This window comes from Williamsia sp. MIQD14 (assembly GCF_051025635.1).
Classification (GTDB): Bacteria; Actinomycetota; Actinomycetes; order Mycobacteriales; family Mycobacteriaceae; genus Williamsia_A.
This window is the reverse complement of record NZ_JBPFDG010000001.1, coordinates 442770-466220: the sequence shown is the minus strand read 5'-3', so window position 1 is coordinate 466220 and position 23451 is coordinate 442770. Positions and strand designations below refer to the sequence as shown.

Sequence of the window (23451 nt, the reverse complement as noted above, 5' to 3'; positions counted from 1 at the left end):
GGCGTGACGACGCCGGCTATCGAGGCGACCGACCTCGTGCGGGAGTACCACATGGGCGAGGAGACCGTCCGCGCGCTCGACGGGCTGACCCTGCGCCTCGACGGCGGTCAGTTCGTCTCGGTGGTGGGGCCCTCGGGGGCGGGGAAGTCGACGCTGCTGCACGTGATCGGTGCCCTCGACGCCCCCGATTCGGGACGCATCGTGGTCTCCGGTTCCGACATCGGGTCGCTGAACGACGACGAGCAGTCCGAGTTCCGCAGGCGCACCATCGGTTTCATCTTCCAGTTCTTCAACCTGGTGCCGACGATGTCGGCGTGGGAGAACGTGGCGCTGCCCCGGTTGCTCGACGGGACGTCGCTGCGGCGGTCGAAGGCGGACGCGGTGGCGTTGCTCGACCGCGTGGGGCTCGGCAACCGCGCCGGTCACCGTCCGTCAGAGCTGTCGGGCGGGCAGATGCAGCGCGTCGCGATCGCCCGGTCGTTGATCATGGACCCGCGGATCGTGCTCGCCGACGAACCGACCGGCAACCTCGACTCGCACACCGGTGCCTCGATCCTCGGACTGCTGGCCGAACTGGCCCACGACGACTCGGGCCGACTGGTGCTGATGGTCACCCACGACACCCAGGCCGCCCAGTTCGCCGACACCACCGTCACCGTCCGCGACGGGCGGATCGAAGCGTAGATGTCGGGGGGCGGGGGAGCGCGACGTCGGTTCGATCCGGTCGCGACGTGGACACGGGTGCGGGTGCTCAACCTGCGCGAGCTGCGCAGTCACCGGCTGCGGGTGATCACGTCGCTGATGGTCATCACGGTGTCGTCGACGCTGCTCGTGGCGGTGCTCGGCACCTACGGATCGATCACCGCGTCGGTGCGTGAGCTGTCGGCGACCGTCTCCGGGACCGCCGACCTCGACGTCACCTCCGTCGGCGACAGCGGGCTCGACGAGTCGTTGGTCGGTGAGATCCGCTCGCAGGTGCCGCAGGCCTCGACCGTCGCACCGCTGATCCAGGGCTCGATCTACCTCGACGCGAAGCCGGTCACCGTGCTCGGTGCCGACGTGTCGATCCTCGGTCTCGGCGGCGCCCTGCGTGAGGTGCTGGCCTCGTCGTCGGGGGGCGGGCAGGCATTGTCGCCGAGCGGTCCCGACGCGTCGACGTCGATCGCGGTCGGCCCCGGACTCGGTCTCACCGCGGGGCAGAAGGTGACCGTCGACGGCGTCGAGGTGACGGTCGTCGGGGTGGTCGACAACGCGGCGGCGAAACCCATCAACGGGGGCCGGTTCATCGCGGCGTATCTGCCGCTGGCGCAACGACTCACCGACAAGCAGGGCCGCCTCGACTCCATACTCATCGGCGCCGCCCCCGGTGTCGACACGGCCGCACTGCGTTCGGCGATCGAGCGCGTGGTCGCCGGGCGCGCGGTGGTCAACCGGCCCGACTACCGCGCGGGTCAGGTCGAGACGGCCAGCTCGGTGACCCGCGACTCGACACTGCTCGTCGCGCTGATCTCGCTGGTGATCGCGGCGTTCCTGGTGTTCAACACGATGAACATGGCCGTCGCGTCACGGCGACAGATGCTGGCGATGGTCCGGGCGATCGGCGGGCGCCGTGGACAACTCGTGCGTGACCTCATCGGCGAGGCCGCCCTGTTCGGATTGGTCGGCGGCCTGATCGGCATCCCCGTCGGGATGCTCGCCGGCCGCTGGATCATCAGCAGGCTGCCCGAGGTCTCGGAGGAGGCCGTCGGCGCGACCATCGGCTACCACCTGCCCTGGTACGTCGGCCCGATCGCGGTCATCGCCTGTATCGCGTCGTGCGTGGCGGCCAGTGTGCTCGCTGCCCGATCGGTGTTCGCGCTGTCACCGATCGAGGCGATGGTGCCCGGCGAGGTGCTCGCCCGCGACCGCAGCCCGGGCGTGCTGGTGTGGCTCGCCGGCGTCGGTGGTCTCGGGCTCGTCGGGTCGGGCTGGCTGATCGCGCACACCGTGCAGGGTCGGCTCGTGTTCGGCGGCGCGGTGCTCACCAGCATCGGGACGCTGCTGTTCTTCTTCGCGATCACCGGCCCGCTGATCCGGGCGGTGACGGCGTTGGCCGCGCGACTCGGCGGCCCCGGGACGCTCGCCGCGGTCAACACCGAGCGGTCCCCGCGCCGAGCCTGGGCGACGCTCATGACGGTCACCGTCGCGGTGTCGGTCGGTGTCGGCACGTCGGGGGCGATGAACGACCTCGTCGGATCGGTGTCGGGGGCGCTCGACGGTCTCGCCGATCCCGATCTCTACGTCTCGTCGCAACCGGTGGAGAACATCCCGAGCGGGCCGGTCCTCGACTCGGGCGTCGCCGGCCGCGTGGCCGCGGTGCCCGGTGTCGCGGCGGTGGTCGGTGGTCAGTGGGCGACGGTGAACGTCGGCGAGGCCCGGATCCTGATGCAGGGTCTCGCGCCGGGGATCCAGGCCCCGTACGTGAAGAAGACCTCCCCGGAGGTTCTGCGTCGGGTGCTCGCCGGCGAGGGCGTCGTCGTGTCGAAGGTGCTCGCCCGCACGCTGAAGCTCGGAGTGGGCGACGGGTTCCGGCTCGCGACCCCCACCGGGTTCCACGAACTGCCGATCCTGCAGACCGTCGACTACGTGACCCTCGACTCGGGTACCGCGGCCATCTCCGATCAGCTCCTGTCGCAGTGGTTCCAGCGGCCCGGCAGCACGTTCCTGCAGGTGCGCTACGACCCCGGCGTCGACGGATCGCAGGTGCGCGAAGCGGTGACCGCGGCCGCGCAGGCCGGTGCCGATCCGCAGCGCCCGGTGTTCGTCTACAGCGGTGTCGAGACCCTCGACGCCACCCGCGCCTCGGTGAAGCAGTCGGGTGCGTTCACCATCGCCATCCAGTGGATCGTGGCGTTGGTCGCGGCGATCGCGCTGCTCAACACGCTGTTGCTGTCGGTGATCGAACGCCGCCGCGAACTCGGGGTGCTCCGCGCGATGGGTGCCTCACGCCGCTTCGTGTCGCGGATGGTGCTGGCCGAGGCGGCCTCGATCGCCGCGGTCGGTGCGGTCCTCGGTGTGGCGAGCGGCGAGTTGCTGCACATCGTGAGTGACCGGGTGCTGGGCACGACCACCTCGGTGGACATCGGCTACCACCCGCAGGCGTCGACGATCTTCTACGTCGTCGTCGCATTCGTCCTCTGCACCGCGGGCGCCTTCCTGCCCGCGGCCCGCGCCGCGCGGATGAACATCAGCGAAGCCGTCCTCGACGAATAGGGCTCGACGGCCCTGCTTGGAATATCTGTTGTCAATAAATGTTGACAACGCTGTGAGTGTCAACTTAACCTGACACAATGCAGAGCGACGACGTGGACACCGAACAGAACGACACCATCACCACAGCCGCGGCGAGCACAGATCCCGCCCAGGGACTGGCCGCGGTGCGCGCCCTGCGAACGCTGGCCGACCGCCTCGAAGAGGTGCAGGTGGCCAGTGCCCGCGAGCAGGGCTGGAGCTGGCAGGCGATCGCAGAGATCCTGCAGATCAGCCGCCAGGCCGTGCATCAGAAGCACTCGGCTCGCGAGAGGGACTGATCCACACCCACCACACGACCGAAAAGAGACACACCATGTTCGACCATTTCACTCGCGAGAACAGGCACATCCTGTCCTTCGCCATGGAGGAGGCCGCCGACCTCGGGCACACCCAACTCGGCAACGATCACCTGATCCTCGGGATGCTGTGCAACGCACGTGCCCCGATCTTCACCCGGCTGACCGCGGAGGGCTTCACGCTCGACGCGGCCCGCGACACCGTCCGTGAGGTCCGCGGCGACGGTGACGACAGCGACGACGCCGATGCGTCACAGGTCGCCGAGGACCGCGAGGCCCTCAAGTCCGTCGGCATCGACCTCGACAAGGTCGCCACGGCGATCAAGAACGCCTTCGGCACCGACATCACCGACGGCTGGTCGCAGCGCGGTTCCGACCGCCGCGGACACCGCGGTCGTGGCGGACCGCGGCGCGGCGAGGACTCCGGTCCCCGCGGCCACCGCGGTCACCGGCACGGCCATGGTCACGGCCACGGCCATCCCGACGAGGGCTTCGGCCGGCCCGACTTCCCGCTGGGCCGCGGTGAGTTCCCCGGTCGCGGCTTCGGGGGCCCGATGGGCGAGCCGGAGACGGGCGAGGGACCGTGGGAACGCGGCCGCGGCCGGCGTGGACCCCGTGGACGTGGCGGGCCGTTCGGTCGGCCACGGTTCTCGGTCGACGCCAAGGCCGCCATGGCCAATGCCGTGCAGATCGCCCGCGAGTCGGGCGAGGACCGGATCACCGCCGAACACGTGCTGCTCGGGATCCTCAAGACCGACGACAGGCGTTCGCGCGCACTGATCGAGTCGGTCACCACCTCGGAGAAGCTGCGTGACGCGTTGAGCGCCACCGTCTGATCCGTGACCGATGATGCTGCGCCCGTGAGTTCCTCACGGGCGCAGTGTCGTCACGTGAGCTCAGGCGAGGAACAGGGCGGCCGCGGTCGCGAGCGCCCAGGCCACCATCGCCATGCCGGCCTGCGCGATCGCCGGGATGAGGGCCGGGCCCAGCGCGCCGCTGCGGACCGGTGCGTTGGCCCGCCAGGCCAGCGGTGCGGCGATCAACCCGAGCAGCGCCCACGGCGTCGCGGCGATCAGCACGAGGCTGAGCACCGACGGCAGTGCGACGAGCGCGAGGTGCGTGGTGCGCGTGCGGGTGTCGCCGAGGCGGACCGCGAGGGTGTTCTTGCCCGACTCCGTGTCCGACGGTATGTCGCGCAGGTTGTTCGCCACGAGGACCGCGCTCGAGTACGAACCGACGGCGACCGCGCAGACCACGCCGATCCAGTCGATCCGCTCGGCCTGCACGAACTGCGTGCCCAGCACCGCGACGAGCCCGAAGAACACGAACACCGCGACCTCGCCGAGACCCGCGTAGCCGTAGGGGTTCTTGCCGCCGGTGTAGAACCAGGCGCCCGCGATGCACACGACGCCCACGACGATCAGCCACCACGCGCTGCTCAACGCGAGCACCAGACCGCAGACCGCGGCCAGACCGAACGCGGCGAACGCGGCGTTGCGTACCGCCACCGCGGGGGCGGCCTTCGACCCGACGAGCCGCATCGGTCCGACACGATCGTCGTCGGTGCCGCGGATGCCGTCGGAGAAGTCGTTGGCGTAGTTGACCCCGACGATCAGCGACAGCGACACCGCCAGCGCGAGCAGCGCCTTCCACCAGACCGCGTCGCCGAGCCAGCCCGCCGCGCCGGTGCCCGCCACCACGGGGGCGATCGCATTCGGGAACGTGCGCGGCCGCGCTCCGTCGATCCACTGCTTCGGGGTAGCCATGTCGACAATCTTGACCTACCGCTGTGTCGCGACGCATCGGTGGTTCCGCGCCCGCCCGGCCTCTACGGTCCGCTATGTCCGATCCGAAGTGCCGGCGCCGAGTCATCGCAGGTGGCCGCCACTACTGTGAACATCCGGGCGTTGCGGACATCGAGACGGCCGGGACAGGTCGGGCCGAACGCATGGCCGGAGAGGTGAAGGTGTCGGTGGACGCGTCGACGGTGACGATCGGCCTTCTCGGTCCCGTCGCGGTCGCGACCCCCGCCGGCATGGTGGAGGTCCCCGGCGTCCGTGCCCGCCGCCTGCTCGTCGCCCTCGCCCTTGCCCGCGGCGGTGTCCGTTCGGCGTCCGCGCTGATCGACCTCGTGTGGGGCGACGACCGCCCCAAGTCGCCGCAGGCCGCGTTGCACACCCAGATCTCCCGACTCCGGCAGGTGCTGCCGTCGGGCATGCTCGCCGGCGCGGCCACCGGCTATCGCCTCGACCTGAGCGGCCACGCCGTCGACGTTGACCGGGCCCGCGCACTCGCCGCCGTCGCGACGCCGGACGCGTTGGCCGAGGCCGACGCCCTGTGGCGCGGTGTGCCCGGCGACGACCTCGGTCCCGACACCCCCGGTGGCGACCCACTCGCGGGTGAGTTGCGCACTCTCGGTGACGATCTGCGTCGGCGGCTCGATGAGGCGCGAGCCGCGGCCGCGTCGGCGGCGGGTGACCACGAGACCGCCCGCACCATCGCCCAGGACCTCTGCGACCGCGACCCCCTCGACGAACCCGCGCACCTGCTTCTGATGCGTGAGCTGGCGGCGGCCGGCCGTACCGCCGACGCGCTCGCCGTGCACGCCCGACTCCGGCGCGCCCTGTCCGCCGAACTCGGTGTCGACCCCGGCGCCGAGATCGAGGCACTGCATCGCGAGTTGCTGACCCCGGTGCAGGTCCCGTTCCCGCCTCCGGTGATCCCGATCCCGCGCCCGTCGGTCGCCACCCGTGCCGTCGGTCTGCGGTCCGAACCCAACGAATTGCTCGGTCGCGCAGGCGACATCGACGCGGTGCTCGCCGCGGTCGACCGGCACCGGGTGGTCACCATCGCCGGTCCCGGCGGCGCGGGCAAGACCCGCATGGTGCATGCCGTCGGCCGACGGATCGCCGAGGCGGGCCGGACGATCTACCTCGTCGAGCTGGCGTCGGTCCGCAACGACGACGACGTCGTCGCGGCCATCGCCGCGTCCCTCGGTGTCGGCGAGTCCGACCTCACGCCGTCGGGTGCGCCGCGTATCCCCGTCGGCGATCTGGCCGACCGGCTCGCCGACACCCTCGTCGGCCGCGATGCCGTTCTCGCGTTGGACAACTGCGAGCAGATCATCGACGGCAGCGCGCAGGTGGTGACCGACCTGATCGCCGCCGTCGCCGACCTCACCGTGCTCACCACCTCCCGCGCGCCGCTGATGGTGCCGGGTGAGGTCATCCACCGCTTGGCGCCGCTGTCGAGCGACGTCGCCGATTCGCCGGCGGTCGAGCTCTTCGTCGCGCGAGCACGCGCCGTGCGCTCCGACGTCGCCATCGATCCCGGCGTCGTCGCCGAGCTGTGTCGTGACCTCGACGGCCTGCCTCTCGCCATCGAACTCGCCGCCGCGCGCGTGCGTACCCTGAGCGTGTCCGAGATCGCCCGACTGCTGTCCGCACGTCTCGCCCGTGGCCGACTCAGCCTGTTGCGCACGTCCGATCGCACCGCACCACGCCGACATCGGACGCTGCACGCCGTCATCGAGTGGAGTTGGGATCTGCTCGACGACGAGGCGCGCTCGGCCCTGCGGCGGCTGTGTCGTTTCCCCGCCGGGTTCACCGTCGCCGCCGCCGATGTCGTCGTGGCCGGCGGCGCGGGGCTCACCCTCGTCGACGACGTCCTCGAACAGCTGGTCAACCAGTCCCTGCTGACGGTGACCGAGGTCGACGGACACATCCGCTACCGGATGCTCGAGATGGTCCGCGAGTTCGGCGAGGAGCAGCTCGCCGCGTCGGGCGAGGCGCACGAGGTCGACGCGGCCATGATCCGGTGGGCCATCGGATGGGCCGAGGACACCCGCGCCCTCTACGACGGCGGTGAGCAGGCGGCGGCGATGGCGACGGTGGTCGCCGACAACGACAACATCGTGTGGATCCTGCGCCGCTGCACCGAGTTCGACGCGACGGAGCGTCCCGACGACGCCGTGTCGGCCGTGGTCGCGGTGTTCCCGGTGATGGCCTCGGGATGGGTGGCGCGCGGATTGCACGTCGAGGTCCGCAACTGGGCGCCCCGCATCATCGGCCTGCTCGGGCGACCGCCACGTGACCTCCCCGACGACCGACGGGAGCTGTGGCAGGTCGCCCTCCTGATGGTGGCCGGCCACCTGATCATGATCCACCCTGAGCTGCGGTTGTTGGCTCGGGCGCGGATCGCGCTGCGCACGGTCTTCCACCCCGACGAGACGATGGCGCTGCCCGCGGACTTCGTGAGCGCGATCCTGTTGGCGCGCAGCACGTACAGCGGACTGCGCATTCTCACCCGGGGTGCGCGTTCGTCGGTCCCGCTGGTGCGGGCGATCGCGCTGTCGGTGCGTTCGAACGCCCGCGAGAACGTCGGCGACCTCACCGGCGCGCTCCGCGATTCGCAGGACGCGCAATCGTTGGCCGTCTACCGCGGTGACCTGTGGATCACCGCGACCGGCGCGATGGAGATCGGCAACATCCACGGCCAGAGCGGGCGTTACGGCGATGCGGTCGAGAGCTATTCGCGCGCAACGCACCTCCTCACCGAACTCGGCTCCGTCGACGAGGTCGTCCAGGTCCGGACCTATCTCGCCTGCAGTCTGGTCGGCATCGGGGAGATCGAGCGGGCGCGCGAGATCGTGGATGAGCTGTCCGGTGGCTGGACCGTGGACCAGCCGTTGCCGGCGGGGAGCGTCGAGGTGGTCGGGACGGGCATGATGGCCAGTGCCGAGGTGGCTCACGCCTCAGGCGACAGGGCGACCGCGGGAGCCATCGCCGCGCGCGTTCTCGACGAGGTGCTCGGCACTCTGGCGGGCGCGACGGCGGATCCGACGATGCTGCTCGTCCTCAGTTCCGCGGTGACGATGGCGGCGTCGACCGGTGACGCCGACGCCGCGTACCGGCGGCTCCCGATGCTGCGCGACTTCGTGTCCGCGCAGTTCGAACCGTCCGGCTACCAGGACATCCCGCAGATCGGTGCCTGCGCGCTCGCCTTCGCCACCGCACTCGTCGCCGAGGACCCCGGGTCGGACACCGCGGCGAGGCTCTACGCGCTCGGTGTGCGTTCCTGCGCACGCCTCGACTTCCCGATCCTTCACCACGCCGTCGCGACCTCGAGGTCCCGCGGCGCGGTCGCGGCCGGCGTCTGGGAAGACCTCGACACCGAGATCGGCAGGATGTCCCGGCGGCGTGCCGCCGAGACCATCCTGCAGACCATGATCGAAGCGCTCGCCTAAGCGTTGCGCATGTACGCCCGCACGGTGAGCGGCGCGAAGATCGCGATGAGGACGGCCGCACCGAGCAGCGACCACAGCACGTGGATGCCGACGTGGCCGTTGTTGGTCAGTTCACGCACGGACGTCACCAGATTCGACACCGGGTTGATCTTCACGAACGCCTGCAGCCAGCCGGGCATCGTCTCGGGCTGCACGAAGGCGTTCGAGACGAAGGTCAGCGGGAACAGGATCATCAGCGAGAAGCCCTGCACCGCAGATGCCTTCTTGACCAACATGCCCATGAGGGCCCAGATCCAGGACACCGCGAAGCTGCAGATGATGACCAGGACGGTGGCTCCGATGAGACCCAGCGGTTCGGGGCGCCATCCCATCGCGATGCCGACCACGAACGTGATGACCGTGGCGATCAGGTAGCGCACGACGTCTGCGAGCAGTGCTCCCGCCAAGGGGCTGGTCCGCGCTATCGGCAGCGATGTGAAGCGGTCGAACACGCCCTTGTTCATGTCTTCCCGGAGTTGGGTCCCGGTGACGACCGACGTGGTGATCACGGACTGGACGAGGATGCCCGGGATGATGATCGGGAGATACTGCGACACACTGCCGGCCAGTGCCCCGCCGAAGATGTAGGTGAACATCAACGTGAACACGATGGGCTGGAACACGACGTCGAACAGCTGCTCGGGGTTGTGGCGGATCTTGAGGATTCCGCGGTAACCCATGGTGAGGGACTGGCGGACCGTGTCGAGGAAGCCGACCGAGTGCGGCACCGAGCGGGTGTCGCGGGGATGGGCGGCGGGACGGTCGAGGGTCTGGGTGGTCATGCTGCGTCCTCCTCGGACTCTGTGGCGGAGCCGGATTCGGCACCGTCGGCGGGCTTGCCGGTGATGGTCATGAACACCTCATCGAGGCTGGGTTTGGCCACGGACAGTTCGCGGATGGCGATGTCCGCCGCGACCAGGGCGGTCATCACCTCCGACACGGCATCCGGTCGGGCCAGGGGAACCGCGACCCGTCCGGCCTCCGGGCTCAGCGACCCCTTCTCACCGGTGACCCGTTCGACGATCTGCAGTGTCGCAACGCAATCCGACGACGACGTCGGGCGAACCTGCAACGTGTTGACGCCCACCGAGTCCTTCAGTTCGTCGGCCGTGCCGTCGGCGATCACGACTCCGCGGTCGATGACGGCGATCCGGTCGGCGAGCTGATCGGCCTCGTCGAGGTACTGGGTGGTCAGCAACACCGTCGACCCCTCGGACACGAGCCGACGGATCGTCTCCCACATCTGGGCGCGGGTGCGCGGGTCGAGACCGGTGGTGGGCTCGTCGAGGAACAGCAGCGGGGGAGCGGAGATGAGGCTGGCCGCGAGGTCGAGCCGCCGCCGCATGCCGCCGGAGAACTCGTTGAGCGGTCGGTTCGCCGCCTCTTCGAGACCGAACTCCTCGAGCAGGTCGCTCGCGATGGTCCGTGTCTGCGCCCGGGACTTCCCGAGCAGTCGCGCGAAGATGATGAGGTTCTCGCGAGCGGAGAGGTCCTCGTCGACGGAGGCGTACTGACCGGTGACCCCCACCAGCGACCGGACGGCCACGGGTGCGGCGACCACGTCGTGACCGAAGACGCGCGCCGTTCCGGCATCGGGCCTCAGGAGGGTCGCGAGCATGCGGACGGTGGTGGTCTTGCCCGCGCCGTTGGGGCCCAGCACGCCGTACACCGATCCGGCGGGTACGACCAGGTCGACACCGTCGACCGCATGCGTGTTGCCGAAATGCTTCACCAACCCGCGGGCCTCGATGGCCGGCGCGTCGGAACTGTGAGGTGATGTCATGCCCACGACTGTCCGCGACAGCTCTGTCGTGACGCTGTCGCGGACTGTCGTGGCATGGTTCCCGGCCGACGATCACACTGTGGAGTTGTCAATGTTCGTGCCGTTTCCGCCACAGGGCGGGAGCGTTGGTCCTATGACGGCGCTACGCCGCGATCGGTTCCATGGCCGTCAAAGTTCTTCGGGTGTAGGCCGGTTGCGGTGTGCGGCGGGGATCGACTGTCGGTGGCGGGATGAGCCAGGGGTGTCGGTCGTGGCCCATGACGATGTCCCACCCGGCGGTGTGGACGGCGACGTGGCAGCTACGACAGAGCACGCACCCGTTGTCGACGGTGGTGGGACCGCCGTCGGCGACATGGATGATGTGGTGGACGTCGCACCGGGAGGCCGGAGCTCCACACTTGACGCAGCACCGGTCTCGGGTGAGGACGATCTTCCGGGTGGTGCCGGTGAAGAGCCGTTTCTGCGCGGCGACGGATACGGGTGCACCGTTGAGGTCGACCCCGATTCCCACGACTCGCGCGTCGCAGGCCAGAAGCCGTGCCGCGAGGTCCGAGATCGGTCCGAGCCAGTTGAGCCGGGCTGCGCTCGCGGGGTCCGCCTCGTCGAGGGGGACGGTGACGATCACCTCGGTGGACGGCGGCCCCGACAGGGCGTCGGGTGACAGTCCGCGGGTGCCGGCCTCGAGGAGTTGGGCGAACGCATCGGCTCGTCGCCGGGCCACCGGGCGCGGGTCGGGGGATCCGTCGGGTTCGGGACGGGGTCGTGATGCGGCGTCGAGTGCGGTGACGAGCCGTTCGCCGGTGGCGACGTCGAGGTCGAACTCGCCGGTCAGCCGGCCGTCTCCGGACTGCGACCATCCCAGTTCGTTGAGTGCCGGGTCCTCGGCGACAGGGAGGACGGATGGATCGGCCGGCGAATGGGCGATGGCCACCGCGCGGGCGTCGTCGACGATCTCGGACGGTGTCTTCCCGGCGACAGCGCATCCGATGAGCCGTCGCTCCAGGTTCGACACCACCTCGGAGTCGAGCGCTTCTCCGGTGCGACGCGCGACGTGGTCGACTCCTCGCGCGACGGCGTCGAGATGCTCGGCGGACATACCGCCGTCGCGGGCGTATCGCGCCAGCACCGGGAGGACCTCGGCGGCTCGCCCGAGACGGATCAATCGTGACGCGACGGCCGGTGCGACACCGTTGGCGGCCAACAGCTCCCGCAAAGACATCCCACAGTGCGACGCGACCCCGACGCGTTCGGCCTGCGACGTCAATCGTGTCAACACACCGTCGACGACGGCCCGCAGCGCGACTGCGCCACGGATGGCGGCGACGATCTCGGTGTCGACGTCGGCGACAACTGTTCCCTGTGAACCGAACTCGTCGACCAGTCGGTCGGCGAGCGCGATGAATGATCCCCCGGTCATACTTCGATCGTACATACGTTCGGACTGAGGCGCAAGAGCAAATGTATCGAATAGTATTGAGGGACAACAACATAGAGTGAAACAGACTTCCCCGACGACCAGGCTACGCCTCGGCTCCGACAGAAACAGGGTCGAGAACAGCATCCATCCACAGGAACTCGGACGGATCCGCTCACTCGATGCAGGCAACTGCCCGATCGACGGAGACAACTGCCCGATCGACGCGGATAACTGCCCACTCAGCGCGCTGAGGGTGCGAACAGTCCGAACTGAATCGCCCGAAGCGTCTGTTTCGCAACGTATCCGGTGTTTGAGCGAGTGGCCGAGAACAGGTCCCTCGGATACAGTCGGCGGTTCGCACGCGACCGACCCACCGGATCGGGCCACCCGATCGACAGTGGGACACCAACCATGCCACCCGAGCGTTCACGCAGACATCCCGACGCCGCTGCACGCCGCCACCCGACCGCCGACGCGCCCACCGAGGTCATCGCCCGCGTCCGTCCACGACACCATCGTCGCGCGACCGCACGGCCCGTTCCGCGCCGCCGTTCCGGCCGGGGCCTGGTGCGTCCGCTCGTTGCGCTGGCCTCGTGCGCAGTCCTGCTCGGATCGGGACTCGCGTGGGGCGAGGCGCAGCACATCGGCGGGGGATTCCACACGTCCGACGTGCTGGCCGGCGCGCCGAAGTCGACGGGCAGCGCCGAGAACATCCTCTTGATCGGGCTCGACTCCCGTAAGGACCGCGACGGCAACGACCTGCCGGCGTCGGTGCTCGCCGCGCTGCACGCCGGCGACGGCGACGAGGGCGGCTACAACACGAACACGCTGATCCTCGTGCACGTTCCGGCCGACGGGCAGCACATCACCGCGTTCTCGATCCCGCGCGACGACTACGTCGCGGTGCACGGCATCGACGGGTACGACCACGCGAAGATCAAAGAGGCCTACGGCCTGATGAAGGCGCAGGCCGAACAGAAGCTCGTCGACCAGGGTGTCACCGACCCGGCGACGCTGGAGACCGACGGCCGCGACGCGGGCCGCGCGGAGACCCTGCAGACCGTGCGTGAGCTGACCGGTGTGCCGATCGACCGGTTCGCCGAGGTCAGTTTGGTCGGCTTCTACGACATCGCCAAGGCACTCGGCGGCGTGAAGGTGTGCCTCGATCACGCTGTGAACGACAGCTATTCGGGCGCCCACTTCAGCGCCGGGGTGCACACGCTGAACGCGTCGCAGGCGTTGGCGTTCGTCCGGCAGCGACACGGACTCGACAACGGTGACCTCGACCGCACCCACCGCCAGCAGGCGTTCCTCATCTCGGTGGCGCATTCGCTGCAGTCGTCGGGCATCTTCGGCGATCTCGACAGACTCAACGCACTCGTCGCCGTGGCGCAGCGCGACATCGTGTTGTCGTCGGGCTGGGACATCGTCGACTACGCACACCGCATCGGCGACATCTCGGGTCAGAATCTGGCGTTTCGCACGCTGCCCGTGGTCCGGTACGACACCGTCGACAACCAGGACGTGAACATCGTCGACCCGGCGGCGATCCGCACGCAGGTCCAGACCGCGTTCGGGATCATCCCGCCGCAACCCCCGACGTCCACCGCGACACCGCTCGCGTCGACCGCCGACACGTCGGGCAGCGACACGTCGAGCACCGACAGCGGCTCCACGGACCCCACCTCGCAGGATCCCGCCCCTGATCAGGGCGCCCCGGTCACGAGCACCGCGTCGGGCGTGCCGTGCGTGAACTGAGCGGCAGAACTCAGAGTTCGGAGATGTCGACGATGCCGTCCTGGAGGGCGCGGGCCAGCAGCGATGCCTTCGACGGCGCCGGCCGTCCCACGGCGGCGTACTTCGCGCGGATCCGCGTGATGTGGGTGTTCACCGTCGATTCGGAGATGTAGAGCCGCTTGCCGACCCCGTTCTTGCTGTCGGCGAGAACCCAGGCGCGCAGCACCTCGCGTTCGCGGTCGCTGAGGGCCGGCGGGGTCAGGGTTCGCAGGGGCGATGGGTCGAGAACGGCGGTCATGGAGAGGTCCGATCACAGGGGCGTCGACGGTTCCGACGCGATGGGGCAACGGTAACCAGACGTACCGACACCGAACAGACACATCATCTGGTGTCCCCTGAACGGGGGTCACCCTTAGATGGGGCACGCAATCAGGCGTCGACGTCGACAGGTGAGCGCACGATTTCGGAGCCGTCGGATCCGAAGTCGCGGCGGTACATGTCGCCGCCGTCGCGCACCACGACCGACGCCATCGCCGACCGATTCGGCGGCAGCAGGCGTACACGCACGTCACCCGATGTCGAGGACTCCAGGATGTCGACGATCACGGCGCGCACCCCCACGAGGGCGTCGATCGGCGCCGACCGCATGGGGTCGTCGTCGAGGAGGATCACCTCGACGCCGCGACTGCGCGCCGCCCTCGCCGCATCGGCCACCTCGGTCGTCGCGAGGCCCGGAGCGCGCAACCGGTCGCGCAGGTGCGCCTCGAGCAACCCGCACGACTCACGCTCGGCGGGGGTCAGTTCGTCGCCGGCCGCGATGCGATCGAGCATGGGGCGCGCGAGCTTGTCCAGTTCGGCCAGTTGTGCATCGCGTTCGGCCGCCGCGGCGGTCTGCGCAGCGAGTTCGGCGCTGCGACGTGCGCCCGACCGTCGCAGCTCGAAGATCAGTGTCGCACTGGGGCGCAACGTCAGGCTGAACACCGTGGCCATCGACAGGGGAGCGACGTCGATGAGCGTCACCTGCGGTCCGACGCCGACACGTGCCGGTCCCACGATGGCCGCCACCAGGAACGCGCCGAGCATCAGCGCCATGCCGACCCAGGCGACGTTGGTGCGCCCACGCACGCACAGGAAACACAGGATGGCCGTGCCGAGGGCATGTATCCAGTTCATCCCCGCAGCTCGGGCCGACGGGTCGACAAAAGTCAGCGCGACTCCGCAGCTCACCGCCCCCGCTGACGCCATCGGCACTGCGGCGCGCAGAGGCAGTGGATCGGTGGGGATCACGATGATCCCCACCGTCGCGACGGTGAGGATCAGCAGCGACACCGCGGTGCTCGCGAGCGACGCTGTATCGGGCGGGGTGATGACGAGAATCGCGAACCCGGACAGGCCGAGATAGATCGCGACGACGATCTTCGCCCCGGTGGTGTGCAAGCCGACGAGGGCGCGCGCGTCCTGGGGCGCGTCGGTGTCGAAATGGGTCGCGCGTGGGGTCGTCATCGGGGTCGTGCCCATTCGAGTGTCACCTGGGTGCCCTGCCCGGGGGCCGAACGGATCCCCGCGACACCGCCCGGGAGTTGCTCCATGCGTCCTCGCACACTGACCGCGACACCGAGACGGTGCGGTGGCACGCGGGAGGGATCGAACCCGACGCCGTCGTCGATGATCTCGATGCTCAGCCGATCCGCGGCGATCGCCACCTCGACGGCGGTGCGCGCGTCCGGACCAGCGTGACGGAGGCTGTTGCGCAGGGCCTCGGCCATGGCCGCCGACATCGTGCGCAACACGTCCTGCGGGTAGGTGGTGAGACCCACCGGTGGGTGGCGGATGTCGGTGAACGCGATCGAGTCGTCGATGTCGGTGACGGCGCTCTGCAGCAGGGCGATCGCGGCGGTGGCCGGTACGGAATCGCTACCGGTCTGCTCGGAACCGAGTTCGGCGATCGTGTCGGACGCCAATGCGCGCAGCGACGTCGTCGGACCTTTCCGCGCCGCGCCGAGCAGCACGGTCATCACACCGTCGTGGGTGAGGGCGTCGAAGCGTCGACGTTCGGAGTCGCGGGCTCGGGCCGCGGCCGCCCGCGCCGCGAGATGGAACGCGTCGGTCCGGGTCTCGTCGAGCAACCGAGCAGTGCGCACACCGATGATGACCGCCGCGGTGAACGGCAGGCAGTAGGCGAAGGCGAAGGCGAGATCGGGCCCGAGGGGGACGATGAGGTCGTCGGGGCGCACCACCCGGCTCATGAACGTGGCGATCGTGGTGAGCACGGCGAGGTAGACCAGGGCTCGTGCTCGGGGCCAGGCACCGCCGATCGCGACACCCGCGACGCCGGGGAACTGGGAGAACCACAGTCCGCGCTCGTCGCTGTAGACCCCGTTCTTCCAGGCGACCGGTACCAGCAGCGCCACGATCACGTATGCCGCGACGGCGACGACGATCGTGGGTTTGATCAGATCCTGTTTGCCCAGTGCGGCGACCACACCGATCGCGAGGCCGCTGCCGAAGACGAGGATCGGTCCGCCGAGGGCCCACCAGCTCGACATGTACGAGAACGACTTCACGATGTTCCCGGCGCACAGCAGTCCGTAGGCGATGTAGCCCGCACTCGTGAAGATGGCGAACTGGCGCACGATCCGCCGTTCGGCGTCACCGGGTACGCGGGTCGCGGTGCGGTCGTTCAGTCGCGGGGTCGGCGGGGCATCGGTAGCCATCCGTCCTCCACTGCGCGTTTGTAGAGGTCGGTCTTGGTCGGCGCGGGTCGCCCGGCCGCGGCGTACTTGTTGCGAATGCGACCGAGGTATTGGCTGACGGTGTCCACGGAGAGGCCGGTCAGTTTGGCCACGCGGGCGTTGGCCTCACCGGATGCGTACAGCTCCAACACCTCTCGCTGACGCGGGCTGAGGTTGACCTCCACGAACTCCTGGTCGGCGTCGATGGCGGCGGCCCAGTCCATGGTCGCGATGGTCTCGCCGCGCACGGCGGCACGGATGGCCTCGAGGATCTCCACGGCGCGCGGCGATTTGCGCACCACACCCAGAACGCCTGCGGCAGCGGCCGATCGGACGAGATAGGCCTCCTCGGCGGAGGTGTACACCAGGCACTCGATGCCGTGCGAGCGCAGTTCCTCGACATTCTTGCGCGGGGAGCTGCCGTCGTCGAGACGCAGATCGAGCACCACCAGATCGAGCTCGGTGGTGATCGTCAGCAGGTCCTTCACCGTGGCGCCCCCGCCGACGAAGGCGAGGTCGCTGGTGGTCTCCATCATCGCCTTGAGCCCGAGGATCGCGATCTCGTGGTCATCGATGACTCCGATCCGGGCGGGACGGCCCGGTGGTGGGTCCGGGATGGTCATCGCGTGCCGCGACGGTCGGGTCGAGGCATAGGTGCGGCAGTGCCCGACGCCGTGTCTCGAGGGTGACAGTGCCGATCGACGGTCACAATCGGTTGTTCATAGGAGCGCGCCACCAGTCGATTCTGACCCGAGAAATCGCAGTTCACGGTGCCGCCGCGGAGTCTGCGCAGTGATGTCGTATGAACGGCGTACACGGTTGTTGGGACCGTTCACAAACGGCGAGCCTGGCAGTCTGTACGTATGACGATTCTGGATCTCACGCCCGACGAGCTGCTGACCACCACGCGCACCGTGCGTAAACGTCTCGACCTCGATCGTGAGGTACCCATGGACCTCATTCGCGAATGCCTCGAGGTCGCCCTGCAGGCGCCCAGCGGGTCGAACCGGCAGGGCTGGCAGTGGATGGTGGTCACCGACGCCGACCAGCGCGCGAAGGTGGGGGAGATCTACCGCGAGGAGACCGAGAAGTACCTGGCCTCGCAGGCGTCGGCGGCGAAGTTGTTCTCTGACGATCCCGATCGCTCGCAGGTGCAGCGCAGGGTCGGTACCAGCGTGGAGGTGTTGGGGGAGAACATGGGTCGCGTGCCCGTGCTCCTGATCCCCTGCATCAAGGCCGGCCGGGAACTGCCCGCGGGCAATCAGGCCGGACTGTGGGGCTCACTGCTGCCCGCCGCATGGAGCTACGCCCTCGCGGCGCGTGCGCGTGGCCTCGGAACCGCTTGGACCACACTGCATCTCAACCGCGAAGCCGAGGTCGCCGAAATCCTCGGGATCCCCGCCGGATTCCACCAGGGCGCGCTCATCCCCACCGCCTTCTACACCGGCGACACGTTCAAGCCCGCCCCGCGCGGTGATCTGGACGAGGTCCTGCACATCGATCGCTGGTGACGCCCGATCCGGCACTATCGGGCAATCCGGGTCGCGGGGTGCGGTCGCTGACGGCAGCATGAACTACATGGATTCGCCGAGCCCTGCACGCTCCGGCACCTACCTCGGATGGGCAATGGCGCCTTCTCGTGCCGTCGACCCGACCAGCGGTCACGCTTTCGGCCAGCGCCTCGCTCGCCACACACCGACCGCGGCAATCACCACCGCGGCGAGAGAAAGCAGATCCGACTCGGTGACGCCGTGCTGCAGGGTGAAGCTCAGGATCACGTGGCCCTCGATCGGACCGTTCGCCAGCACCCACGCGACCGCGACGGCGACGAGAACCGCGGACGACGCGAGGCTGGGGCGCGCCAACGACCACGCGGCGGTCACGAACAGCAGGTTCATGATCACCAACGCATGGAAGAACTCCGGCGTGACCGTCATGCGATCAGTGTGCGCGGGATCAGACCCGGTGGTTGCGTGACCGAGAGATTCCGGTGTCGAGCGATCGCGTGGACTTGTCGTCTACGCGGCAGGTGCTTCGCCGTCGATGGCTAGCATCGCCACCGGGAGAGGGGCCTCGATGGATTGCGCGAAGTGGACAGACCTGGTGGAGAGAACCGTCCGCGACATCGATGCGCGGATCCTGAGGGGCGAACTCCCTCACCACGTATTGACCTTCGATGACGCCGCGAAGTGCGCGGCGGCGCCATTCACCTGCATCGATTCGCTGTCCGGAGAAGATCGACAACGCGTCGTCGCGGGAGTCGACGAAGTCCTCCGCATCCGCGCCGGCGGGGTGTGGTGACGGACGTCTGCGGCATCGGTCGGTCAAGCCAGTGCGAGTCGAAGTGCCGCGCGGTCGACCTTACCCGGTCCGCGAAGCGGCAGTGCGTCGACCACGTAGACCTCGCGCGGCGCGGCGGACCGGTCCAGGCGTTCGCTGACCACGGCGCGAATATGTTCGAGGTCGACGGTGCTTCCATTCGACAGCACCACTGCGGCAACGACTTTCTGGCCCAGGCGTTCATCCGGTAGCCCGAGTACCGCGCACTCGGACACCGCTGGATCGCTCAGGATGGCGGCCTCGACGACCTGGGGTACGACGGTCAGTCCTCCGGTGGTGATGGCTTCGTCAGCGCGGCCGATGATGCTCAACACTCCGTCGTCGAGTCGGCCGAGGTCATCGGTGCGGTACTCGCCGGAAACCCTGAACGCACTGTGCTCCGGCATGTTCCGATAGCCGCGCGCCACCATCGGACCTCGCAGGATGACGCGTCCGACGCCGTCGCTGTTGGCCGATTCGAGGACGATCTCGACCCCGTCGAGCGGGACACCGTCATAGACGCAGCCACCACAGGTCTCGCTCATGCCGTAGGTGCGCACGATCGGCACGCCGGCATCAACAGCCCGCTGCTGCAGGCGAATCGGTGTCGCCGCTCCGCCGACCAGCACCGCATCCACCTCGTGCAACGCGGCGGTCGCGTTCGTATCGTCGAGGACCTTGATCAGCTGCGTCGGCACCAGCGAGGTGTAGCGCCGAGGGCCGTCGATCGCATCGATGCCGCGGACGAGATCGGCGGGGTCGAATCCTCTGGACACATCGATGACCACCGGGGTGACACCCCCGCGCAACGAGCGCAGCAGTACCTGGAGGCCGGCGATGTGATGGGGCGGCAGAGCCAGCAGCCAGCCACCCGGCCCGCCCAGGCGAGCGTCGGTGGCTGTGGCCGACGCCTCGAGGGTGGTCGCGGTGTGCAGGGCTCCCTTGGGGACACCGGTGGTGCCGGAGGTGGCGATGACGAGCGCGATGTCGTCGTCGATCTGCTCGCTGGCTCCCAGGGCGGACTCGAGCCGTTCGATTTCTCGCGGGTCAGCGGCGGGGACGGGGAGAGCGGCGATCGATCCGTCGATGATCGCGTGCAGGTCGTCGACGGCGTCGAGAACCGCAGGCCCGGAAGCCAGGGGGAGTGGGGTGAGGCGTCTCAGGACGGACCCGACGTCTCGCCGGGTCGGCCGGTGTCGAACTGCCAACCCGCCTGTTCGAGGAGCCGTCGGACGCGCTCGACGTCGGCGTCGGACGGCATCTCGTCGGTGACCTTGGTGATCAGCACACCGACATCGACGCGGCTGATCGGTTCGTGTGCCGGGTCGGAATCGAACTCGGCGAGCAGCAGGTCGGCGATCTCGTGGACCTCGTCGTCGGTGAGCTGACGACGCAGCAGTGCCATGAGTGGCACGTAATCCTGCTGGGGCACGCCGTTGGGGTATCCGGCGCGCAACCAGTTCATGATCGAGCGCATCAACTGCGGTCGGTCCATGGGTCCCTCCCGGCATACATGGACAACGATGGGTGCGTGGGCGCGGCTACTGCACGCCGATCGCACGATCTTCCCACAACAATGCAGGTGGGAACAGGTGCGCTCAGCGCGCGGGTGCCGCCAGCGGCCAACCGACCGATGCCAGGCGTGACGCCACCTGGTTGATCTCCTCGGGGTTCGGCTCGATCTCGATCACCTTGTGGATCGCGTCGCGGATCTGGTCCTCGGTCACCGGGTCGTCGGTGCCGTGCTCCTTGAAGACTGTGAGGATCGCGCGGGTGACCTGCTCCTCGTCGAGTGAGCGCTTCAGCAGTGCCAGGAGCGGGAAGTAGTCCTTGGGCGGCACGCCCTCGGGGTAGCCCTCGCGCAGCCAGCCGAGGATCGAGTCGAAGGTGTTGCTGTCGGCCATGATCAGCTCACTTCACCGGAGCGAACGGGAAGAGGTTCACCCCGAAGTGATAGTTGATGGTGGTGCGGGTGATCCAGAGGATCCCCACCACGATCACCGCACCGATGAGGACGAACAGCGCGATGCCCGCGGCCCGTAGAGCGGGATTCGTGGATGACGTGCTGCCGTCGGCGTTCACGTCACCGGAGCCGGCGGCGTAGAGGCGCAGACCGATCGCGAACACCGCGGGCAGTCCGGCGCCGAGGATCAGGCCGATCACCAGCACTTTGAAGATCGCTTCGAAGGTTTCCATGTTCAGGTTCCCTGGTTGTCTGTCGGTCCGGCGATCAGCGCGAGCCGACGGTGGACGGGGACTCCGCGGCGACCTCGGCCGGGATCACGGTGTTCGACGTCTCGTCCCATTCGGCGTTGACGTTGTTGTGGTCGACCTTCTGCTGCTGTGCACGCCAGTACATGTAGCCCGAGAGCGCGACCAGGACCACGAAGATGACGATGGCGCCGGGGGCGCCGCCGATGGCGTTGGCGATGAAGAAGCATGCGGCGCCGACCAATCCGGCGAGCGGAAGGGTGGTGACCCAGGCGACGACCATGCGGCCGGCCACACTCCAGCGGACCGAGGCGCCGGGCTTGCCGACACCGGAGCCGAGGATGGAGCCCGTCGCGACGTGTGTGGTCGACAGGGCCATGCCCGCGGCGCTGGAGGTGAGGATGATCGCGGCCGAGGACGCTTCTGCGGCCAAGCCCTGTGGGGCCTTGATCTCGACGAGGCCCTTGCCCAGGGTGCGGATGATGCGCCAGCCACCGAGGTAGGTGCCTGCGGCGATCGCGATGGCGCAGGAGAACACGATCCACACCGGAAGGCCTTCGCTCACCGAGCCGGCGGAGAGGTGACCGGTCGCGATGAGCGCGAGGGCGATGACGCCCATGGTCTTCTGCGCGTCGCCGGTGCCGTGTGCCAGGGAGACCAGCGAGGCGGTCGCGATCTGGCCGGCGCGGAAACCGCTGTCCTTCTTGTTCTCGGCGATCTTCGCGGTGATCGCGTAGATCAGCCACGTGCCGAGGGCGGCGACGACGAGCGCGATCACCGGAGCGAGCAGCGCCGGGATGATGATCTTCTGGGTGATGCCCTCCCAGTTGACGCCCGAGGTGCCGATGGCGGCGAGGCCGGAGCCGATGAGGCCGCCGAACAGGGCGTGCGAGCTGCTCGAGGGCAGCCCGAACAGCCAGGTGAAGAGGTTCCACAGGATGCCGCCGATGAGGCCGGCGAAGATGATGACCAGCGCCTTCTGGCCGTCGAGACCACTGACCAGGTCGCCGGCGTCGGCGCCCTTGGTCTGCTGGATCTTCAGGACGTCCTTGGTGATGGTGGCCGCGACCTGAACCGACAGGAATGCGCCGACGAGATTCAGTACCGCCGCGATGGTCACCGCGACCTTCGGCTTCAGTGCACCGGTTGCGATAGAGGTCGCCATCGCGTTTCCGGTGTCGTGGAAGCCGTTCGTGAAGTCGAATCCCAGTGCCGTGACGACCAGCAACACCAAGATCAGCATCTCTGCGCTCATGACGCTCATTGTGGGGCCACCACTGTGCGAATGTCTAAAGGATCGTGACTGTTACTCACGGCCTGACCTGGCATTTTGTGCTTGCTACAACCCCTGTTTACCGATTGTTCATCTGACCGGACGTCGGGACGCCGCAACGAGCCACATTTACCGCAGACGCGGTGTTGCGCCGCACGCCGGGAACTGCACGTCGTGTCGGCAAAACCGGTGATGCGGCATCATCGATGGAATGCGGGGGAGGAGTCGGTGGTGCGCGACAGCGGTGGCCGGGCTTTCCGCCATCGGTCTGCTGGTCGCTCCCTCAGCACCCGCCGTCGCAGCGGCGTCGTTGTGTGCGCCTGCGGTGGTGATCCCGATCCGGGGTAGCGGTGACGGCAGCATCGGGCCCCAGCGGTATGGCGACATGGTGACCGACGGCTGGGAGGGCGCAACGCTCAGTCGGCTGCTCACCGCCACTTACCGCGATCAGACGGAGATCCGCGCCGTGCCGGTCCTGTCGGTCGGTAGCGGGTACGAGGCCGTCGGCACGGCGGACGGAATCAGGCACCGCAGCTTCGGACGGTCGATGGCGTCAGGGGTCTCGACGGCGGTCGCCGCCTACGACGACGCGCGATCGAAGGGCAGCCCGGGGTGCGCGCCGATGGTCGTGCTGGTCGGGTTCTCCCAGGGCGCGGCGGTGGCCCACCGTGTGGCTGTCGAACTGGCGAAACGCAATGTCGTCGCAGCAGCGTTGTTGATGGGCGACCCCCTGCAGAAGCCCGGCGCTGACGGTGTCGTGGGCACCGGCGATGGCGGAGAGGGCGTCTGGCGGAACCCCGTCGGTGCGTTCGTCAGCGGTGTCGATGATCGGGATGCCGACGCGTACTACGCCCTGGCCGGTGTTCGACGGATGTCGGTCTGCCACTCCAGGGATCCGGTTTGCGACTTCCGCGTCGGCACCGACATCTCCGGCCACCCTCACACGACGTATCTCGCCGACTCGACGACATTCCAGACGTCAGCCGCCACTCCGGCACTCGCGCGGACCGAACTCGCGGTCCTCGCCTCGACCCTTCGCAGCGACATCCGCTGGGCCACCACCCGGTACAACCGGGCTTTCGGTCTGACCGCGATCTGACTCCGACCG

Annotated in this window: 23 protein-coding genes; 9 read left to right on the top strand and 14 right to left on the bottom strand. The window is 68.8% G+C overall.

Going from position 1 to position 23451, the window contains the following annotated elements:
- The first annotated feature begins 51 nt into the window (after positions 1–51).
- The 4 genes from ACQ7HM_RS01935 (at position 52) to ACQ7HM_RS01920 (ending at position 4423) form a co-directional block, all read left to right on the top strand.
- Positions 52–684 carry an ABC transporter ATP-binding protein gene (locus tag ACQ7HM_RS01935; RefSeq protein WP_434215602.1) on the top strand — a complete coding sequence of 211 codons (633 nt, stop codon included), beginning with the start codon at positions 52–54 and terminating at the stop codon, positions 682–684.
- A gap of 57 nt (positions 685–741) precedes the next feature.
- A complete protein-coding gene (locus ACQ7HM_RS01930; protein ID WP_434214552.1) occupies positions 742–3252 on the top strand; it encodes an ABC transporter permease in 2511 nt (836 codons plus the stop codon).
- Positions 3253–3329: 77 nt separating this feature from the next.
- A complete protein-coding gene (locus ACQ7HM_RS01925) occupies positions 3330–3569 on the top strand; it encodes a helix-turn-helix domain-containing protein (RefSeq protein WP_434214551.1) in 240 nt (79 codons plus the stop codon).
- A gap of 35 nt (positions 3570–3604) precedes the next feature.
- Positions 3605–4423: a Clp protease N-terminal domain-containing protein gene (locus tag ACQ7HM_RS01920; RefSeq protein WP_434214550.1), complete on the top strand. Its 819-nt coding sequence runs from the start codon at positions 3605–3607 to the stop codon at positions 4421–4423.
- Positions 4424–4483: 60 nt separating this feature from the next.
- Here ACQ7HM_RS01920 and ACQ7HM_RS01915 read toward each other — a convergent pair whose 3' ends face one another.
- The gene (locus tag ACQ7HM_RS01915; protein WP_434214549.1) at positions 4484–5353 is read right to left on the bottom strand and encodes a 1,4-dihydroxy-2-naphthoate polyprenyltransferase; all 870 of its coding nucleotides are present in this window, start codon (positions 5351–5353) and stop codon (positions 4484–4486) included.
- Between the two features lie 182 nt (positions 5354–5535).
- Here ACQ7HM_RS01915 and ACQ7HM_RS01910 point away from each other — a divergent pair, with 182 nt between their 5' ends.
- Positions 5536–8832, top strand: coding sequence for a BTAD domain-containing putative transcriptional regulator (locus ACQ7HM_RS01910; RefSeq protein WP_434214548.1), 3297 nt, complete (start codon positions 5536–5538; stop codon positions 8830–8832).
- On the opposite strand, the gene ACQ7HM_RS01905 is transcribed toward ACQ7HM_RS01910, so the two are convergent.
- From ACQ7HM_RS01905 to ACQ7HM_RS01895, 3 genes are all read right to left on the bottom strand, one after another.
- A complete protein-coding gene (locus ACQ7HM_RS01905; protein ID WP_434214547.1) occupies positions 8829–9653 on the bottom strand; it encodes an ABC transporter permease in 825 nt (274 codons plus the stop codon). The genes ACQ7HM_RS01910 and ACQ7HM_RS01905 overlap by 4 nt on opposite strands.
- Positions 9650–10654 carry an ATP-binding cassette domain-containing protein gene (locus tag ACQ7HM_RS01900; RefSeq protein WP_434214546.1) on the bottom strand — a complete coding sequence of 335 codons (1005 nt, stop codon included), beginning with the start codon at positions 10652–10654 and terminating at the stop codon, positions 9650–9652. The genes ACQ7HM_RS01905 and ACQ7HM_RS01900 overlap by 4 nt, the downstream gene beginning before the upstream one ends.
- Before the next feature lie 142 nt (positions 10655–10796).
- The gene (locus ACQ7HM_RS01895) at positions 10797–12071 is read right to left on the bottom strand and encodes a DUF222 domain-containing protein (RefSeq protein WP_434214545.1); all 1275 of its coding nucleotides are present in this window, start codon (positions 12069–12071) and stop codon (positions 10797–10799) included.
- 411 nt (positions 12072–12482) lie between these two features.
- On the opposite strand from ACQ7HM_RS01895, the gene ACQ7HM_RS01890 reads away from it, so the two are divergent.
- The gene (locus tag ACQ7HM_RS01890) at positions 12483–13829 is read left to right on the top strand and encodes an LCP family protein (protein WP_434214544.1); all 1347 of its coding nucleotides are present in this window, start codon (positions 12483–12485) and stop codon (positions 13827–13829) included.
- A gap of 10 nt (positions 13830–13839) precedes the next feature.
- Here the strand turns inward: ACQ7HM_RS01890 and ACQ7HM_RS01885 are convergent, their stop codons facing one another.
- The 4 genes from ACQ7HM_RS01885 to ACQ7HM_RS01870 all read right to left on the bottom strand — a co-directional run bounded on the left by ACQ7HM_RS01885 (position 13840) and on the right by ACQ7HM_RS01870 (position 17163).
- Complete coding sequence (locus ACQ7HM_RS01885; RefSeq protein WP_434214543.1) at positions 13840–14106, bottom strand: LuxR C-terminal-related transcriptional regulator; 267 nt, start codon at positions 14104–14106, stop codon at positions 13840–13842.
- A gap of 131 nt (positions 14107–14237) precedes the next feature.
- Positions 14238–15311 carry a hypothetical protein gene (locus ACQ7HM_RS01880; RefSeq protein ID WP_434214542.1) on the bottom strand — a complete coding sequence of 358 codons (1074 nt, stop codon included), beginning with the start codon at positions 15309–15311 and terminating at the stop codon, positions 14238–14240.
- Positions 15308–16522: a sensor histidine kinase gene (locus tag ACQ7HM_RS01875; protein WP_434214541.1), complete on the bottom strand. Its 1215-nt coding sequence runs from the start codon at positions 16520–16522 to the stop codon at positions 15308–15310. The genes ACQ7HM_RS01880 and ACQ7HM_RS01875 overlap by 4 nt, the downstream gene beginning before the upstream one ends.
- Positions 16489–17163, bottom strand: a complete 675-nt coding sequence (locus ACQ7HM_RS01870) for a response regulator transcription factor (protein ID WP_434214540.1) — start codon at positions 17161–17163, stop codon at positions 16489–16491. The genes ACQ7HM_RS01875 and ACQ7HM_RS01870 overlap by 34 nt, the downstream gene beginning before the upstream one ends.
- 240 nt (positions 17164–17403) lie before the next feature.
- Between ACQ7HM_RS01870 and ACQ7HM_RS01865 the strand changes: the two genes are divergently transcribed.
- Entirely contained in the window at positions 17404–18051 is a 648-nt protein-coding gene (locus ACQ7HM_RS01865; RefSeq protein ID WP_434214539.1) for a nitroreductase family protein, read from the top strand.
- A gap of 150 nt (positions 18052–18201) precedes the next feature.
- On the opposite strand, the gene ACQ7HM_RS01860 is transcribed toward ACQ7HM_RS01865, so the two are convergent.
- Positions 18202–18477 (bottom strand): hypothetical protein, encoded by a 276-nt coding sequence (locus ACQ7HM_RS01860; protein WP_434214538.1) that lies wholly within the window; start codon positions 18475–18477, stop codon positions 18202–18204.
- Positions 18478–18583: 106 nt separating this feature from the next.
- On the opposite strand from ACQ7HM_RS01860, the gene ACQ7HM_RS01855 reads away from it, so the two are divergent.
- A complete protein-coding gene (locus ACQ7HM_RS01855; RefSeq protein ID WP_434214537.1) occupies positions 18584–18841 on the top strand; it encodes a hypothetical protein in 258 nt (85 codons plus the stop codon).
- 23 nt (positions 18842–18864) lie between these two features.
- Here the strand turns inward: ACQ7HM_RS01855 and menE are convergent, their stop codons facing one another.
- From menE to ACQ7HM_RS01830, 5 genes are all read right to left on the bottom strand, one after another.
- The gene (menE, locus tag ACQ7HM_RS01850) at positions 18865–20022 is read right to left on the bottom strand and encodes an o-succinylbenzoate--CoA ligase (protein WP_434215601.1); all 1158 of its coding nucleotides are present in this window, start codon (positions 20020–20022) and stop codon (positions 18865–18867) included.
- Complete coding sequence (locus ACQ7HM_RS01845) at positions 20019–20354, bottom strand: DUF3349 domain-containing protein (RefSeq protein WP_434214536.1); 336 nt, start codon at positions 20352–20354, stop codon at positions 20019–20021. The genes menE and ACQ7HM_RS01845 overlap by 4 nt, the downstream gene beginning before the upstream one ends.
- Before the next feature lie 103 nt (positions 20355–20457).
- Positions 20458–20763, bottom strand: coding sequence for a DUF3349 domain-containing protein (locus ACQ7HM_RS01840; RefSeq protein ID WP_434214535.1), 306 nt, complete (start codon positions 20761–20763; stop codon positions 20458–20460).
- 7 nt (positions 20764–20770) lie between these two features.
- Positions 20771–21055 carry a hypothetical protein gene (locus ACQ7HM_RS01835; protein WP_434214534.1) on the bottom strand — a complete coding sequence of 95 codons (285 nt, stop codon included), beginning with the start codon at positions 21053–21055 and terminating at the stop codon, positions 20771–20773.
- Positions 21056–21089: 34 nt separating this feature from the next.
- A complete protein-coding gene (locus ACQ7HM_RS01830) occupies positions 21090–22325 on the bottom strand; it encodes an inorganic phosphate transporter (protein ID WP_434214533.1) in 1236 nt (411 codons plus the stop codon).
- Positions 22326–22587: 262 nt separating this feature from the next.
- Here ACQ7HM_RS01830 and ACQ7HM_RS01825 point away from each other — a divergent pair, with 262 nt between their 5' ends.
- Positions 22588–23442, top strand: a complete 855-nt coding sequence (locus ACQ7HM_RS01825) for a cutinase family protein (RefSeq protein ID WP_434214532.1) — start codon at positions 22588–22590, stop codon at positions 23440–23442.
- Positions 23443–23451: the final 9 nt, after the last annotated feature.